15 protein-coding genes are annotated in these 16,022 nt (G+C 68.7%); 4 read left to right on the top strand and 11 right to left on the bottom strand.

Annotated features, from left to right (window positions below; all coding sequences use genetic code 11):
• Positions 1-51: 51 nt before the first annotated feature.
• Complete coding sequence (locus tag BFF94_RS07045) at positions 52-915, bottom strand: phage tail tip lysozyme (RefSeq protein ID WP_246637237.1); 864 nt, start codon at positions 913-915, stop codon at positions 52-54.
• A gap of 390 nt (positions 916-1,305) precedes the next feature.
• Between BFF94_RS07045 and BFF94_RS07040 the strand changes: the two genes are divergently transcribed.
• Positions 1,306-2,181: a hypothetical protein gene (locus tag BFF94_RS07040; protein ID WP_219139150.1), complete on the top strand. Its 876-nt coding sequence runs from the start codon at positions 1,306-1,308 to the stop codon at positions 2,179-2,181.
• 58 nt (positions 2,182-2,239) lie between these two features.
• Here BFF94_RS07040 and sctC read toward each other — a convergent pair whose 3' ends face one another.
• From sctC to BFF94_RS06990, 10 genes are all read right to left on the bottom strand, one after another.
• Complete coding sequence (gene sctC, locus BFF94_RS07035; RefSeq protein ID WP_219139149.1) at positions 2,240-4,024, bottom strand: type III secretion system outer membrane ring subunit SctC; 1,785 nt, start codon at positions 4,022-4,024, stop codon at positions 2,240-2,242.
• Positions 4,025-4,063: 39 nt separating this feature from the next.
• Positions 4,064-5,536 (bottom strand): helix-turn-helix transcriptional regulator, encoded by a 1,473-nt coding sequence (locus BFF94_RS07030; RefSeq protein WP_128845655.1) that lies wholly within the window; start codon positions 5,534-5,536, stop codon positions 4,064-4,066.
• A 134-nt stretch (positions 5,537-5,670) separates the two neighbouring features.
• Complete coding sequence (gene sctT / locus BFF94_RS07025; protein WP_128845658.1) at positions 5,671-6,498, bottom strand: type III secretion system export apparatus subunit SctT; 828 nt, start codon at positions 6,496-6,498, stop codon at positions 5,671-5,673.
• A gap of 6 nt (positions 6,499-6,504) precedes the next feature.
• A complete protein-coding gene (locus BFF94_RS07020) occupies positions 6,505-7,020 on the bottom strand; it encodes a type III secretion protein SctO (protein ID WP_128845661.1) in 516 nt (171 codons plus the stop codon).
• Positions 7,020-8,366 carry a type III secretion system ATPase SctN gene (gene sctN, locus BFF94_RS07015; protein ID WP_219139148.1) on the bottom strand — a complete coding sequence of 449 codons (1,347 nt, stop codon included), beginning with the start codon at positions 8,364-8,366 and terminating at the stop codon, positions 7,020-7,022. The genes BFF94_RS07020 and sctN overlap by 1 nt, the downstream gene beginning before the upstream one ends.
• Positions 8,363-9,205 carry a type III secretion system stator protein SctL gene (sctL, locus tag BFF94_RS07010; RefSeq protein WP_219139147.1) on the bottom strand — a complete coding sequence of 281 codons (843 nt, stop codon included), beginning with the start codon at positions 9,203-9,205 and terminating at the stop codon, positions 8,363-8,365. The genes sctN and sctL overlap by 4 nt, the downstream gene beginning before the upstream one ends.
• Entirely contained in the window at positions 9,190-9,960 is a 771-nt protein-coding gene (locus tag BFF94_RS07005; RefSeq protein ID WP_219139146.1) for a type III secretion protein HrpB4, read from the bottom strand. Before BFF94_RS07005 ends, sctL begins: the two co-directional genes overlap by 16 nt.
• Before the next feature lie 3 nt (positions 9,961-9,963).
• The gene (sctJ, locus tag BFF94_RS07000) at positions 9,964-10,758 is read right to left on the bottom strand and encodes a type III secretion system inner membrane ring lipoprotein SctJ (RefSeq protein WP_128849030.1); all 795 of its coding nucleotides are present in this window, start codon (positions 10,756-10,758) and stop codon (positions 9,964-9,966) included.
• A gap of 71 nt (positions 10,759-10,829) precedes the next feature.
• Positions 10,830-11,222 carry a type III secretion protein HrpB2 gene (locus tag BFF94_RS06995; protein ID WP_158062109.1) on the bottom strand — a complete coding sequence of 131 codons (393 nt, stop codon included), beginning with the start codon at positions 11,220-11,222 and terminating at the stop codon, positions 10,830-10,832.
• A gap of 16 nt (positions 11,223-11,238) precedes the next feature.
• Positions 11,239-11,811 (bottom strand): HrpB1 family type III secretion system apparatus protein, encoded by a 573-nt coding sequence (locus BFF94_RS06990; protein WP_128849035.1) that lies wholly within the window; start codon positions 11,809-11,811, stop codon positions 11,239-11,241.
• A 319-nt stretch (positions 11,812-12,130) separates the two neighbouring features.
• Between BFF94_RS06990 and sctU the strand changes: the two genes are divergently transcribed.
• From sctU to sctP, 3 genes are read left to right on the top strand one after another with little or no spacing between them, the layout of a single operon-like run.
• Entirely contained in the window at positions 12,131-13,192 is a 1,062-nt protein-coding gene (sctU, locus tag BFF94_RS06985; protein WP_219139145.1) for a type III secretion system export apparatus subunit SctU, read from the top strand.
• Between the two features lie 8 nt (positions 13,193-13,200).
• Entirely contained in the window at positions 13,201-15,294 is a 2,094-nt protein-coding gene (gene sctV / locus BFF94_RS06980) for a type III secretion system export apparatus subunit SctV (protein ID WP_167376790.1), read from the top strand.
• A 9-nt stretch (positions 15,295-15,303) separates the two neighbouring features.
• A complete protein-coding gene (sctP, locus tag BFF94_RS06975) occupies positions 15,304-15,954 on the top strand; it encodes a type III secretion system protein SctP (protein WP_219139144.1) in 651 nt (216 codons plus the stop codon).
• The last annotated feature ends 68 nt before the right edge of the window (positions 15,955-16,022 follow it).

Here is a 16,022-nt window from a genome sequence, read left to right as displayed (position 1 = left end):
GTGCCGGCGCGCCATCCGCTGCGGGGTGGCGCGCCGGGCGGCCGGTACGGCTCAGAGGCCTTCCTTCAGGAAGTTCTGCGCGTACTGGAGCCGGTTGTCCATCTGCGGATCGGTTGCCTGCTCGTAGTCGGTGTCCCAGACCTGCGCGGCCTGCGAGACGTTCGTCGTGTTCTTCAGGTCGGAGATCGTCTTGCTGTACGGGCCGTCGAGTTCCTGGTTCATGTAGCCGATATTCGCGTCGAGGCTGCCCGGATCGAGGTTGTGCTGCTTCGCATACGCGATCTCGCCCTGCTTGCGTGCGCCGCCCCATTGCGCGAGCCCCCAGCCGTTCGCGTTGTCGTCCGCGAAGTTGCCCGACGGCGCGCCTTCGGCGCCGCCCTGGTTGACGTTCGGCTTCAGCCCGCTTTCCTGCTGCAGGTTGCCGAGCACGCCCGCGATCTGCGTGTCGTTCAGGCCGTAGCGGCTGCGCAGGTCGTTCGCGATCGCATTCGCCGCGCTGCCGCCGCTGTTCGCGGGCAACGTCGATCCGTTTTGCGCGGGAGGCTGGGACTGCCCGCCAGCTTGCCCGTTGCCCTGCGGCGCACCGGCGTCCGGCGGCGGCGCGTTTTGCGGGCTCTGTGCATTCAGCGTGAACGGCGTCGGCGCATTGCCGCCACCGCCGTTGTCGCCATTGCTGCTATTGCCGTCGTCGCCGATCTCGATCCTGATCGTCGGGAATCCGCTCGCGCCGCTACCACCGCCGTTGCCGCCGGATGGCCCGCCGCCGTCGGCCGACGATTGCTTGAGCGCGGCGAACACCGCCTGCAGGATCGGCCCGAGCTCGGCCAGCACCTGCATGATCTGCGCCTGGTTCGAGCCGGAATTCTGCAGCGGGTCGAAATTCGTCGGCCCGATGGCGTTCACTGACAAGGACATGACTGCCTCCTCCGGAGGATCGCGTGATCGACTGATCCCTCGCACTATAGGTGCGTGCCGCGGCGGCCCATGCGGGCGGCGCGAAGTCCGTGACGGGTTTGCGAAGGGTTTGGGTTGCGAACGGGTTTGCAAATCGGACCGGCGAACGGCGAGCAGCAGTCGATTCGCGCCGTCGGCGGGCCGCGGCCGGTCGGCCCGGCGCGCCGAGTCGCGTTGCTTCGCGTCGCGCGCCGGCGTTTCGGGTCGCGCGGCCCGGGTGCGGCCAGGACGCATAAAGTCGAACCAGCTCCGGCGCATGCCGCCGGCAAGCGGGACCGGCCCGGTTCGGCCGGCGCGAACGGCGACGCGGTGCACACGAATCGCGTCCACCCTCTGCGGACAACGGCGATCATGATCACCATCACGCTCCAGGGCAACGCCCCGACGGCCCAGACCGACTCCACGCGCGACGCGTCGTCGGCGGACAACTCCGGTACGCAGCAACAGATCGCGCAGATCATTCAGGAACTGATGGCCGCGCTCAAGAGCGTGCTGTCCGGGCAGAACGGCGACGATTCGTCGTCGCCCCCGGTCGGCGGCGCCGGCAGATCGGCCGCGCCGCTCGCCAGCTACAGCGCGTTGTCGCCGCAGTCGCCGCCGACCGGCCAGAACACACCGATCGACCAGAACCCGCAAAACACCCAAGGCCCGCCGGCCGGCGGCACCTCCACGACGGGCCCGACCACGCTGTCGACGAACGCGGGCGGCGTCGCGCAGGCCGCCGCGATCAACGGCATCGATCCGGCGTCGTCGAAAGTGGCCAATACGGGCACCGGCAACGACAAGACCTTCAACGTCACCAACAACACGAACCGGCCCGAGTCGTTCACGTACTCCGTGCAAGGCCAGAACAAGGCGACCCTCACGCTTGCGCCGGGCCAGACCGGCACGTTCGTCGGCGGTTCGCACGACATCGGCGTGCGGATCTCGCCGTCCGATGCGAACGGCAACACGCGTCCGAACGAGGTGCTGTACGAAGACGGCGGGGCCGACAACGGGCAGGCGTCCGGCGCGGGCAATCCGGACGTGAGCAAGGTGGACGGCGACAAGGATTTCGCCGGCAACGACGAGAACATGACCGTGACGCTGTCCAATGGCCGCACCGCCGGCGACGGCGACGCGATCCGTCCGTACATGTATTCGACCGACGACGCGGCCGCGATGGGCCTCGCGGGCGATCCGAGCAAGACGGTCAATATCGTGATGTCGGACGCGACGAAGCATTGACGACGCGCGGCGCGCGTCGTTCGACCCCGCGCCGGCGCCCGGCGCGTGCCCCGTCGGATCAGAAGTGAATGATCCGCGGCGTCAGCAGGAACACGCGTTCCATGTGCTTGTGCGACCGATCCGTATTCCTGAACAGCGCGCCGACCACCGGAATCTTCGACAGCCACGGCACGCGCGCGACGCCGTTGGAATCCTTGTCGGTGCTGTAGCCGGCGATCAGCAGGCTCTCCCCTTCGCCGACGAACGCCTGCGTGTTGATCTCGCTGCTCGTGATCACCGGCAGCGTATCGACCGTGTCGCCGGTGAGTTGCCCGTCCTCGATGTGCACGTCGAGCTTGATCCGCGTCGCGCCGTTGTCCTGCACGACCATCGGCAGTACGCGCAGCGACGTGCCGGTCGACACCGAATACAGGTCGCCCGAGGTATAGCCCTGCACCCGCACGAAGAAGCGCGTCTTGTTGTCCATCACGGCCTCGACGTTGTCGAGCGTCGCGACCTTCGGGCTCGAGTCGATCCTGGCTTCCGACGTCGTTTCCAGCGCGGTGATCCGCGCGAGCAGATAGCGCCCGGCGTTGCCGAGCACCGCCGTGATCGCGCCGCCGACGGGCGTGGCTGCGACGGACGTGGTGCCGTCGGCCAGCGTCGTCACGCCGAAGTTCGGGTTGAGGTTGCCGTTGTAGCCGTTCTGCTGCAGCGTGCCCGAGCCGGTCTGCAGGTCGATGTGACTGTTGTGTGCGCGCCAGTCCACGCCGATCTGCCGCAGCAGGTCGTCGTCGATCTCGATGATGTGCGCCTCGATCTCGATCAGGTTGGGACGCGCGTCGAGCTTCTCGATCAGCGGCGCATAGAGTCCGATGCGCTGCGGCGTGTCGCGGATCAGCACCGAATTGGTGGTCGGATCGGCTTCCACGACCGGCAGGCTCCGGTCGCCCGGCCCCGGGTCGGCCGCCATCGCACCGCTCGCCCCGCCCTGCGTCGCATCCATCACCGCGCCATTCCTGGCGCCGCCCGACTGGCCGCCGCCGAGCAGGCCGCTCACCAGGCTGCGCGACGCGTCGCCGCCCGCCATGCCGGGCGGCAGCGGAGGCACCGGCGAGCCGCCCGTGGTGCCGCCGCTCGCGTCGGTCATCGGCGACAGCCGCTGCAGGCCGCCAATCGCCGGCGCCGCATTGTTGCCGCCCGCACCGGCCTGCTGCGAATGATAGAGATTCGACACGACCGTCGCGACGCCCGGCACGACGACGTTCTTGCCGTCGAGCTGCACCTTGTGGTCGGCCGCCCACGCGCTGCTCAGCTTGAACGCGCGCACCACGGTGCCGTTCGAGCGCTGCATGTTCTCGTCGAGATGCTTCGCGACGCCGGCCACCATCTGCACGTACTGCGGCGGCCCGCTGATGATCACGGTGCGCGCGCTGCTGTCGTAGGTCAGCGGATAGCGCTTGTCGTCGAGCCGCATGCCGCGCAGCGTGGAGTTGAGATCGCTGATCGACGCGTTGTCGAGCCGGATGATCTGACGCGTGACGTCGTTCGCGTTGCTGATCGACATGACGCTGCCGTCGTAGAACCAGACGAAGCCGAACGTCGCGGCGAGCGTGTCGAGGATCCGTTGCGGCGGCATGTCGAAGCGGCCGGTCACGGTGCCCTGGACGTTGTCGGCGATCGACGCGGTCACGCCCTGGCTCGCGAGCAGGTCGCGCAGCACGTCCTTCAGCTCCTTGCCTTCGGCCGTCACGTGCGCGACGCTGCTGCGCCAGCGCACCGCGTCCGCATGCGCCGCCGCCGACGCGCCCATGCCGATCACCCACACGGCCCACGCCGCGCAAAATATCGCCTTCGATCTCATCGCTGTCGCACACCCGTTACGGAAGGAAAAATCGGTTCGTTATCGTTCGAGCGTGTGCGATGGCGCTTCGTCGAACTGCTTTCGGTAGCCGTTGATCAGCGTCGAGCGGTTCTGCACGCCCCAGCGGCTCGCGGTGGCAAGCACCCCGCCGTCGGACGCCGAACCGTCCACGAGCTCGGAGCGGATGCGCTCCATTCGCTGTCGGCGGATCAGCTCGGTCGGCGACATGTTCAGGAATTTCTTGAACGCGCTTTGCAGCGCCCGCTCGGTCACGCCGACTTCCGCGGCGATGTCGCGCACGGACAGGTCGGCGTGCTCGAGGTTCTCGAGCAGGAAGCTGTAGGCGCGCCGATAGCGGGCCGGCAACCGCGCGCCGATGTCGTCGAGCTGCGACGTCTCGCGGATCTTGCGTTCGAGGAACGGCACGCGCGCCGACAGCGCTTCGCGCAGGCATTCCATCGAGGTCAGCGCGTAACGGCTGTAGAACTGCTGCGCGTCCTTCAGCCGCCCCTGCGCCTGGCGGGTCTTGGCCACGCAGTACAGGTACTCGATCTGCCGGTGTCCGGCCACGCCGGACTGCGCGGCGCCGTACAGCGGCTCGAGGATCATGTCGGCGGCCTGAGCGGCGTCGCACGCGAGCATCGCGAGCGCGATCTCGAGCCGCAAGGTCCGCTCGTAGTCGCGCAGGTTGTGGTCGCGCGCCCAGTTCACATGCTTGAGCAGCCCGTCGACCGCGTTCCGGTCGGCGCCCGTCGCGTCGCGCAACTGGCACAGGTAATCGACGCGCGCGCGCAGCACGGGAATATGCACGCTCGCGAGATCGATCCTGCTTTGAGCGCTGTCGAGGTACTCGTGGTAATCGTGCAGCGACGCCCGCGCGGAACGGCCGTGCATCGCGCCGGACTGCCAGTACACGTGATCCTGCAGCGAGGCGGCCGAACGCAGCGCGCACTGCATCGCGATGTCGAGTTTCAGCGCCGCGAGCAATTCGTGCCACGCAGGCATCGTCGGTTCGGGCGCCCCGCGGGCCAGCTCGCGCAGTTCGTCCAGTTCGCCCAGCGCTTCGGTCACGCGCCCCAGCTCGTACAGCACGCAGACGATGCCGACGCGGACTTCGATTACACGATCGATCGGGATGTCGTCCTCGTCCGCAGCGCGGCCGAAGCAGGCCAGCGCGGTGTTGAGGCGATAACGGAAGAACGCCTGCCATGCGGTGTTGCGGCAGGACTCCGCGCGCATCGCCTGGCGCGATGCGTTGCTCAGGCGCTGCGCGGCCCGATAGGCCTCCTCCGCTTCGACGTCGCCGCCGGTCAGCAACTGCATGTCGGCGTGCAGTTGCAGCGCGTGCGGCGGATTGCGCGGCGCATCGGCCTCGTCTGCCCAGCGGCTCGCCAGCTGGCGCGCGACGCCGACGTCGCCGTTGAACAGCATGGCTCCAAAACGTTCCCGCCCTGCGCCGAAATCCGGGGTTCCCAGATACGCGGCAAGCGGGAAATAAAGTGTCGAGAACATATCTGACTCCAGTGCGTGCCGGCTTGTCAGGCCGCCTTGGAGAACAGCGTAAACAAATTAAATATGAAGAAACTCAATTAATCTAATTTTTCGGGCTTCCTTGAGAAACATTGAGTATTAAATGAAATAGTAAGCTAATGGTTATCTGCCTTACCATGATTTGAGAAAATTCCATTCCACTGCGCTTCGAGGGAATTCAGGGCCAGTTGCCCGTGCACCTGGTCGACGAACAGCCCGATGAAGATCGCGAGCATCGCGATCGCGACCGCGGCCTTCACCGGCTGGCTCAGGCTGGAAATATCCAGCTTCGACGCCGATTTCGATACGAAGCCGAACGCGATGTCGACCAGCACCAGGATGAACAGCAGCGGCGCGGCGAGCTTCGCGATCGATTGCATCAGCGTGTCGGTCTGCCGCAGCACGAACGATTCGACGATGTAGCCGACGATCGGCGCGCCCTTCGATACCGGCCACCAGCCATACGATTCGTACAGCGTGCCGAGCAGGAACGTCATCCCGCCGAGCGACCAGAACGCCATGATCGCGACCTGCTGCAGCAGCGTGCCGACCGGCGTGCTCTGCTCCTGGCTGGCCGGATTGGTGATCTGGATGTTGTTGTGTCCGGTCAGGTCGTCGATGTAGACGCCCACGCTCTCCGCGACCCAGAACACCGTCGACGCCGCATAGCCGAGTACCAGCCCGATCGCCGTCTCGCGCAGCATCACTTCGACGAGGAACAGGCCGTGCAGCGATTCGATGAACGAGATCGGCTGGCCCATCGCGACGTACGCGCTGAACACGATCGCGATCGCGTTGCGCACCGTGCCCTGGATCACGCCGTCCGCGGTCGGCGGAAACACGAACATCAGCACGAACAGCCGGAGCGCACAGACGGAAGTCACCGTCAGGTAGCCGATGAAGAGGCCGTGGAGGTCAACGAGCGGCTCGAGCGTCTGGATCATCCTGTGTCATCCCTGGGCGCGCGCCCGGATGAACCGGGACGTCGCGATTTCCTCGTTTTCTTCGTCCTGCGCGTCCTCGCGGGCCAGGTCGATCGCCCGCCGGATGGCCGCGATCCGTTCGCTGCACTGGTCGATCCGCTGCGTGTTCCGCGCGATGTCGTGCTGGATCAGCGCGATCTCGCCTTCGACGCCGTCGATCATGCCGTCGAGCTGCGCCAACTCCGCGACCATCGCGCGCCTGCGGTCGGTCACGACGCCGATGTACCGCACGCACTGGTTGAACGCGTCGATCGAAAAACCCTCGCTGCCGCCCGTCATGTTCGCGACGCGCGCCTCGTAGCCGGCGATCACCCGCGTTTCGCCATCGATCTGCTCGACTTTCGCCGCGCGGCGCGCGAGCAGCCCGGCGCGTTCGTCGTGCCGGGCGGCGAGCTCGCCGCGCGATGCGTCGATCTCGCGGGTGCGCCGCGCATTGGCGTGCGTGAGCGCGGCGATCCGGTGACGGTTCGCATCATCGGCCATCAGGCGGCAGTCAGCGCATGCAGCCGCGCCTCGGTGTCGGCCAGCGCGACGATTTCGTCCGTGCGTTGCGACAGGAACGCCTTGATCGCGTCGTGCCGGGCAATGGCCTCGTCGGCGAGCGCGTTCGCGCCCGGCTTGTATTCGCCGATCTGCAGCAGCATCTCGATCTCGCGGTACTTCGCCATCAAGGCGCGCACTCGCGCGGCCGCGTCGACATACGGTGCGGGCATCACCTGCGACATCACGCGCGACAGGCTGCCCAGCACGTCGATGGCCGGGTACTGGTTGCGCGCGGCGATGTCGCGCGACAGGATCATGTGCCCGTCGAGAATCCCGCGCACTTCCTCCGCGATCGGATCGCTGCCGCTCTCGTCCTCGGCGAGCACCGTGTAGAGCGCCGTGATCGAGCCGGTGGCGCCCATCCCGGCGCGCTCCAGCAGGCGCGGCAGCTCCGCGAAGATGGACGGCGGGAACCCGCGCCGGGCCGGCGGCTCGCCGGCGGCCAGACCGATTTCCCGCCCGGCGCGCGCGAAGCGCGTGAGCGAATCCATCATCAGCAGCACGCGCAGCCCGCGATCGCGGAAGTATTCGGCGATCGCCGTCGCCACGTAGGCCGCCTTCGCACGCTCCATCGACGAACGGTCGGACGTCGCGCAGACGACGACCGACCGCGCCATGCCGTCCGGCCCGAGGATCAGCTCGACGAACTCGCGCACTTCGCGGCCGCGTTCGCCGATCAGCGCGATCACGTTGATGTCGCAGTCGGTGCCGCGCGCGAACATGCCGAGCAGCGTGCTCTTGCCGACGCCCGCGGGCGCGAAGATGCCCATCCGCTGCCCTTCCGCGAGCGTCATCATCCCGTCCACGACGCGCACGCCGGTCGCCATCGGCGTGTCGATCATCCGCCGGCTCATCGGCTCGGGCGGCGACGCGAACACCGGCTGCAGCGTGTCGGATTCGATCTCGGGGCCGCCGTCGACGGGATTGCCGAGACTGTCGATCACGCGTCCGAGCAGCATGTCGCCGACCTTGACGGCGAGCGAGCGGCCCAGTCCGACCACCTGGGTGGAGCGCGAGATGTCCGTCAGCCGCGAGAACGGCGACAGCAGCGCGCAGTCGCGCGTGAAGCCGATCACCTCCGCGTGCTGCAGCAGCGCGCCGGCCGGCGTGCGCAGCTCGCACAGCTCGCCCAGCGACACGTCGAGGCCGCCGACCTTGACGAGCGTGCCGATCACCTCGATCACCTTGCCGGTGCGCAGCACGCCCGGCCGCGCGAGGATCTCGCGCTCGATCTCGTCGGTCAGGCGCTCGAAGCCGAGCGTCCGGTCGAACCAGCCGTCCTTCATCGCGATACCTCGGCCGTCGCGGCATCGCCGTTTTCCGCTTCGTCGTCGCTGCCGGCCGGCGCCTGCGCGTCGTCCGGCCCGCCGTTCGCGTCGGCCTGGTCCAGGTAGATCGAGCGCTTCAGCGCGCGGGCGACGGCGCTGCGCATCGCCCGCAGCTGCGTATTCAGGCTCGCGTCGACCGAGCCGAAATCGGTCTCGCAGACGCACGCGCCCGGTTCGAGCTGCCGGTCGGCCACGATCGACACCGGAATCGGCCGGCCGAGGTCGCGCCATTTCGCCGCGAGCTGGTCGAATGCGGCGCGCGCGGCTTCGTAATCCTGCGGATTCACCGCGACGCGCAGGTAGGTGGAGTTGTCGATGATCCGGTCGACGGTCGACAGCGCGCGCTCGAACAGCGCTTCGCGATCCATGCTGTGCACGATGCTCTCGACCGCCGACGCGATGATGTCCGCCAGCCGTTCGCGCATGCGGACCTGCAGGCGGCTCTGCGCATCGGTCGCGTCGGCGAGCCGCTCCATCCATTCCGTCAGCGCGCGGTTCGAGCCTTCCTGGTAGCCGCGCGTCGCGGCCGTCTCGTAGGTGTCGCGCGCGGCGTCGAGCAGCAGCTCGGCCTGTTCCTCGCCCGCCGCGACGATCGCGGCGGCCTCGGCCTGCGCCTGCTCGAGCACCTGCGCGCGGTCCGCGTCGAGTCGGGCGTAGGCGTCGGCGATCGACAGCAAATGGCCGAACGTCTCGCGCCGGACCACGTCGCCGTGCACGCCGAACCGCACCGGCGGGCCGTCCTCGCCCGCGTCGTTGGCGCCGGCCGTCAGCCGGCTGCTGTTCAGCCAAATAACCATGCCCACTCCCGAAGCAATTCCGGCAGACGACGAAACAGCCGGGCCGTGCCCGCTTCGTCGTGCTGCGTCGGCAACGCATTGAGCCACGCGGGCGCGTCGATCGCACGCGGCAACGCGAGCCGCGACAGCGGAAACGGCAGCCCGGCTGCGCCTTTCAGGTCGCGCAGCACCAGCAGCATTCCTTCGATCGCGAGCGCATCCGCATCCAGCGACGCGAGCGGCGGCATTGCCACGGCGGCAAGGCGCGCTGCGTCGTTCGCGCTGTCGGTGTTCGGGCCGCTCATCAGCACGTCCACGTCAAGCCCCGTCCAGTCGGCGAGCCGCCGTTGCGCGTGACGGTCGATCAGCCGCCGCACCTCGCCGCGGCGCAGCAGCAGCGCGCGCATCCGCCAGATCCGCAGCGTCAGCGGCGCGGGCGCGACGTCCAGCAGGCACGCGTTCGGCTGCGGCGCGGCGGCCGGGCCGACGCGCGCGAAGCCGCCCTGCGACAATTCGGCGAACCCCGGCGGGCTCACGCCGAGCGTGCGCACCAGCGCCCGCGAGCACCGCACGGCGGCGCCGGCGGGGGCACCCGCGAGCAGCGCCCGCCAGTCCTGCAGCCGCGCCTCGGGCACGCCGAGCGAGGCGGCGATCCAGGACGGGTGCACCCAGTCGGCGACGCGATCGACGTTGTCGCGATAGCGGTCGAGCGCCGTCGCGACGCGCACGGCCGGCACGCCGGCGTCGAGCCCGGCGGGCGCTGCGAATCCCGCCATCGCCTACGGCTCCTTGCGGGCCGGCCGGAAACGCCCGGCGAACGCGTCGAGCCAGCCCTGCAGCGACGGCGCGCCGCTGTTCGCGCCGAACCTCGCGCCGAACCGGTACGCGGCGAAGCCGGCGCCCGCGAGCACGGCCACGACGGCGGCACCGAGCGCGGCCATCCACCACGGGTTCGACGCAGGCGGCGTGGTTTTCGACAGCTCGACCGGATCGGCCGCGACGGTCGTGACGCTCACGTGGTCGTAGGTCAGCCCTTCGACGCTGTGCATCACGAGCGTCTTGATCTGCGGGATCAGCGTGTTGATGTCCGCGTCCGGCCGGTACTTGATGAACACGGCGGCGGATGACGGCTTGATTTCCTGGGCGAGCGGATCGTTGTTCGGCAGCACGATCTGCACGCGCGCGACCAGCACGCCATCGATCTTCGACAGGGTCGACGACAGCTCCTGCGAGATGCCGTACACGAACCGCACGCGTTCCTCGGTCGGCGTCGACACGAGGCCGTCCTTCTTGAACAGCTCGCCCAGGTCGTTGAACTTGCTGTGCGGCAGCCCGCGCGAGCGCAGCACCTCCATCGCGCGCACCACCTGCGCGTCGTCGACGTCGAGCGTCCAGTTCTTGCCGCCGTCCGGGCTGTCCTTGCTCGCGGACACGCCCTGCTCCAGCAGCGCGACCAGCATCTCGTTCGCGTCCTGCTCGGTGAGGCTGCCGTACAGTTCCTTCTTGCATCCGCCGAGCAACGCGATGCACAGCGCGACGACCGCCAGGCGCGCCACGCGACGATTCGACTTCATAAGATTGCCACCCGCCCTTCGGGCGCTGCCGTTCGCGACGTGCCGCTGCGCATGCCGGCGGACCGCGCGACTCATTGGTTCTTCATCAGGGTCTGGACCGACGACTTCGACGATTCCGCGAGGCTCATCTTCACCTGCATGTTCATCTGCATGCTGGTCATCTCGTACATCATCTGGATGGTGCGCCCGGTCATCTCCGTCATCGACAGGCCCGGCATGTCGGCCGACAGCTTGCCGACATCCTCGATCGTTTTCCGGAACTGCACGTCCTGCGCCTCGACGGCTTTCGACACCGCCGACGACAGATGACTGTTCGCGTGCTCGGGCGGCGCCATCGGCGCGCGCTCCATCAGCGCCTTGAACTTGTCGCCAAGCCCGGGCGTCGCGGGGGACGTGGCAGCGGGCGTCGCCGCCGTTGCGTCGAGGGCGGCCGGCGCGAGCTGGCTGACGGGATCGATGGCCATGTCGGTTCCTCCGGAGTCACGCGCGCAGGAATGCGCCGCCGTGGAAAATCTCGGCCGCCTGGGCGGGGTCATGCCGGACGGTGCTGTCCGGCTCGTCGGCGCTCGGTCCGGCCTCCTCCAGCGACGCCGGTGCGACGAACGGCTGGCCGGGACGATGCTCGCGGATCGCGCGATCCACCTCGTCCTTCACTTCGAGCGCCCGCACCAGCGCACGCGTGTCCTTGTTGTCCGGATCGTCCGCGAGCGCCTCGGTCGCGATCTGCCGCCACGACGGATCGCCCATCGACGACAGCGAGAACGCGAGCAGCGCCTTCGCATAGCCGAACTGCGGGCGCATCTCGATCACGCGCAGCAGCACCTGGTTCGCTTCCTGCCACTGCCCTTTCGCCATGCGCAGGAGGCCGTCCAGCGCGTCGATCTCGACCACGCGCGGGCGCAGCAGCCGCAGCGCGTCGATCACCTGTTCGATGTCGAACAGGTCGACGGGCGTGTTCGGGAAATTGTCCAGCAGCGCCACGGAGACGGTTTCGATCAGCCCGCCAATGAATTCCGGGCTGCAGTTCAGGTACTCCGGCGTGTCTACGGTCATGGCAACGCACTCCTGCGATGAGGTGGAAACGGGCCGGCCAGTCGCGTGGCGGGCGGCGCGCAGTCGGATGCATGCCGACGTCTGCCAACATAGCAATTCCGCCCCGGCCGCCCGGCGCGCATGCGAAGCCAGCGCGCGCGAGGCGAAGCGCGCGGCGCGCGCCGCATCGGCCGGCCGCTCGCTTCGGTGCGCGCCGCGCCGCTTCGCATCGCATGCGCCGGCCGCGTGCGACGGGCGCTAAGGTCGTCGCAGCGGCACGAATGCGCGCCCCTTTTGCCCTTTTGATCCGATCCGGCCGAGATGTGCCGCGGGCCTAGCCATGAGCGACGAAAAGACCGAACAGCCCACCGACAAGAAACTCGAGGACGCGCGCAAGGACGGCGAGGTGTCGCGCAGCACCGACTTCTCCGACGCGCTGTCGATGGCCGGCGCGCTGATCGCACTGGTCGCGACGGTGCCGCTCTTTCGTGACGGGCTGCACGAGCTCGTGTCGATCCCGCTGTCGTTCGTCGCGCAGGACCGCACGCTGGAACGCATGCACGCCGACCTGTTCCGGCTCGGCGGCACCGCGCTGAAGCTGATCGTGCCGTGCGTGTTCGCCGCCGCGCTGGCGTCGATGGCCGGCTCCGTCGCCCAGGCCGGCTTCCGTATCGCGACCAAGCCGGTCACGCCCAACATGCAGACGGTGAATCCCGCGAGCGGCATCAAGCGGATCTTTTCCGCGAAGAGCCTGATCGACTGCGCGAAGATGGCGGTCAAGGCGATCATCCTCGGCTGGGTGATGTGGCAGTCGATCAAGTGGCTGTTCCCGCTCGTGGTCGGCTCGATCTACCAGCCGCTCGGCGGGCTGTCGCTGATGTTCTGGGACATGCTCGCGAAGCTCGGCGCGATCTCCGTCGGCATCTTCCTGCTGGTCGGCGCCGTCGACATCAAGCTGCAGGGCTTCCTGTTCATCAAGAAGATGAAGATGAGCAAGGACGAGGTGAAGCGCGAGCACAAGGAGCAGGAAGGCAGCCCCGAACTCAAGGGCGAGCGCCGCCGCCTCGCGCGCGAGCTGGCGAGCACGCCGCCGAAGCCGCGCATCGGCCTGGCCAACGTGCTGGTCGTCAATCCGACCCACTTCGCGGTCGCCGTGCGCTATGCGCCCGACGAGCACCCGCTGCCCGTCGTGATCGCGAAGGGCATGGACGCGGACGCGGCGTCGCTGCGGCGCTCGGCGCGCGACGCCGGCGTGCCGATCATCGGCAACCCGCCCGTCGCGCGGGCGCTGTACAAGGTCACGCTGAACCAGCCGGTGCCGGAAGAACTGTTCGAGACGGTTGCCGCGATCCTGCGCTGGGTCGATGCGATCGGCGCGCCCTCCACCCCCCCCCTTCACTGAGCGTTCCGATGTTCAAGGCCATCAAGTTTCCGGCAGGCGGCGAAATCGGCATCGCGTTGCTGGTGACCGCGATCATCTCGCTGATGATCCTGCCGCTGCCGCCCGAGCTGATCGACATCCTGCTCGCGCTCAACATCACGATCAGCGTCACGCTGCTGATGGTCACGATGTACGTGCCGGACATCGTGTCGCTGTCCGCGTTCCCGTCGCTGCTGCTGTTCACGACGCTCTACCGGCTGTCGCTGAACATCGCGTCGACCAAATCGATCCTGCTGCATGCCGAGGCCGGCCACATCATCGACAGCTTCGGCAAGCTGGTGGTGGGCGGCAACCTCGTCGTCGGGCTGGTCGTGTTCATCATCATCACGACCGTGCAGTTCATCGTGATCGCGAAAGGCTCGGAACGCGTGGCCGAGGTCGGCGCGCGCTTCACGCTCGATGCGATGCCGGGCAAGCAGATGAGCATCGACGCCGACCTGCGCGCGAACCTGCTGAGCCCGGAAGAAGCGCGCCACCGCCGCGCGACGCTGGCGATCGAGAGCCAGTTGCACGGCGGGATGGACGGCGCGATGAAGTTCGTGAAAGGCGATGCGATCGCCGGCCTCCTGATCACGACCATCAACATCGTCGCGGGCATCGCCGTCGGCGTCGCCTATCACGGGATGAGCGCGGGCGAGGCGGCGAACCGCTTCTCGGTGCTGTCGGTCGGCGACGCGATGGTGTCGCAGATCCCGTCGCTGCTGCTGTCGGTCGCGGCCGGCGTGATGATCACGCGGGTCGCGGACGAGCGCAGCCACAAGCCGCGCTCGCTCGGCGAGGAAATCGGCCGCCAGCTCGGTTCGAGCTCGCGCGCGCTGTATTTCGCGGCGCTGCTGCTACTCGGCTTCGCGCTGGTGCCGGGCTTTCCGGTCGTGCTGTTCCTGCTGCTTTCCGGGCTGCTCGCGTTCATCGCGTACAAGCTGGACGGCAAGCAGCCGCAGCAGGCGCCGGCCCAGGACGGATTGCAGGCGATGCAGCGCTCGGGCGCGAAGGCCGATACGCCCGCGATCATGACGCGCGCGCCGCAGTTCGCCTGCCCGATCGGGGTGCGGGTCGCGCCCGACCTGATGCAGCGGCTCGTGCTGCCCACGCTCGACAAGTCGTTCGGCGCGGAGCGCGCGCGGCTGCAGGAGGAACTCGGGCTGCCGTTTCCCGGCATCACGATGTGGACGCATGCGGGCCTGCCCGCGATGCACGCGGAGATCCTGATTCACGACGTGCCGCATCTGCTGGTCGAGCTGCCGGCCGGCATGGTGATGCTGCCGGAGCCGGAGCGCGTCGCGACGGGCGCCCCGCTGTCGGCCGAGGACGTGCAGCAGCGCGACGCGCTGCTCGCGAAGGGCGAACCGCGCCCGCCGATCGATCCCGGCGGCCGGCCGACCCACTGGGTCGACGCGCGCGAGGCGCCGGCGCGCATCCCGGCGTGGGGCCCCGAGCAGGTCGTCGCGCACGCGTCGGTCGCGCTGATGCGCCACCATGCGACCCAGTTTCTCGGCATCCAGGAAGTGCAATGGATCCTGGAGCAGCTCGGCGAGGATCACCCGGGACTCGTCGCGGAAGTCCAGAAGGTGCTGCCGCCGCAGCGGATCGCCGACGTGCTGCGGCGCCTGCTCGAGGAGCAGATCTCGATCCGCAACGTGCGGGCCATCATGGAAAGCCTGATCGCGTGGGGGCCGAAGGAAAAGGACATGCTGATGCTGACCGAATACGTGCGGGGCGACCTGTCGCGCTTCCTCGCGCATCGCGCGACGCGCGGCCAGCGCACGCTGCCCGCGGTGCTGCTCGACCTGCCGATCGAACAGCATATCCGGCAGGCGATCAAGCAGACCCCGACGGGAAATTTCCTCGCGCTCGCGCCGGACGAGATCGGCCTGCTGATCGACAAGATCCAGGCGGTCGTCGGGCCGCAGCCGACCGACGGCGTCGCGCTCGTCACGTCGATGGACATCCGTCGCTACGTGCGCCGGATGATCGAGGCCAAGCTCGGCTGGCTGCCCGTCTACTCGTACCAGGAACTGGGCGAGCACGTCGATCTGCGCCCGATCGGCCGCATCACCGTCTGACGCCGCGCCGTGTCCCGCATCGACAGCCGCGACGCGCGAGCGCTGCCGCCCCCCGACGACGCGAGCCCGCGGTCCGCGCGCGGCGCGCGCCGGTTCGACTATGCGGCGCTGCTGGCCGCGCGCCGCACCGTGGTGCGCCCGGTGTCCGATGCGCCGCCCGCGTCGCGCCAGCAGGACGGCCCGTCCGACCAACCCGATCCGTCGTCCGCGCGTGCCGACGATTTCCCGCTGATCTCGAACGCGCACGACACGCCCGCGTCCGACCCGGCGCCGACGCCGGCCGAGCTGGCCGAATGCCGCGCCATCGCCGCGCGCATCGCGAGCGCCGCCGCGCCGATCGCGTCGGTCACGCTGCAGGAGCAGCGCGATCACCTGGGCCTGCTCGGCGTGCTGTCGCGCGAGATCGCGGCGTTCTGCGGCGATCCGGCCGTCGCGTCGGGCGGACAGTGGGAAGCGCATGTCGTGCTGAGCGACCGGATCCTGGCATCCACCGAGCTGCACGTGTCGCTTTCGCATTTCGACCTGCAGCTTCGGTTCGATACGCAGGATCGCGAAGCACGGCAGTTACTCTTGGCCCACAGCGTCGCGCTCGAACATGAACTCGACACGATGCTGCGGGCATGGGGGCAGCCGCGGACCGTCCGTATCACGGTGTGGTAGCCGGCCCCGCGTGAATCGCCTCGAGCGCGGCGCCCAGCGGGTGGCATGCGCGGGCCAACGGCGGCATT

This window comes from Burkholderia catarinensis (assembly GCF_001883705.2).
Taxonomy (GTDB): Bacteria; Pseudomonadota; Gammaproteobacteria; order Burkholderiales; family Burkholderiaceae; genus Burkholderia; species Burkholderia catarinensis.
The sequence above is the reverse complement of the archived record's forward strand: the minus strand, read 5'-3'. Positions and strand labels throughout refer to the sequence as shown.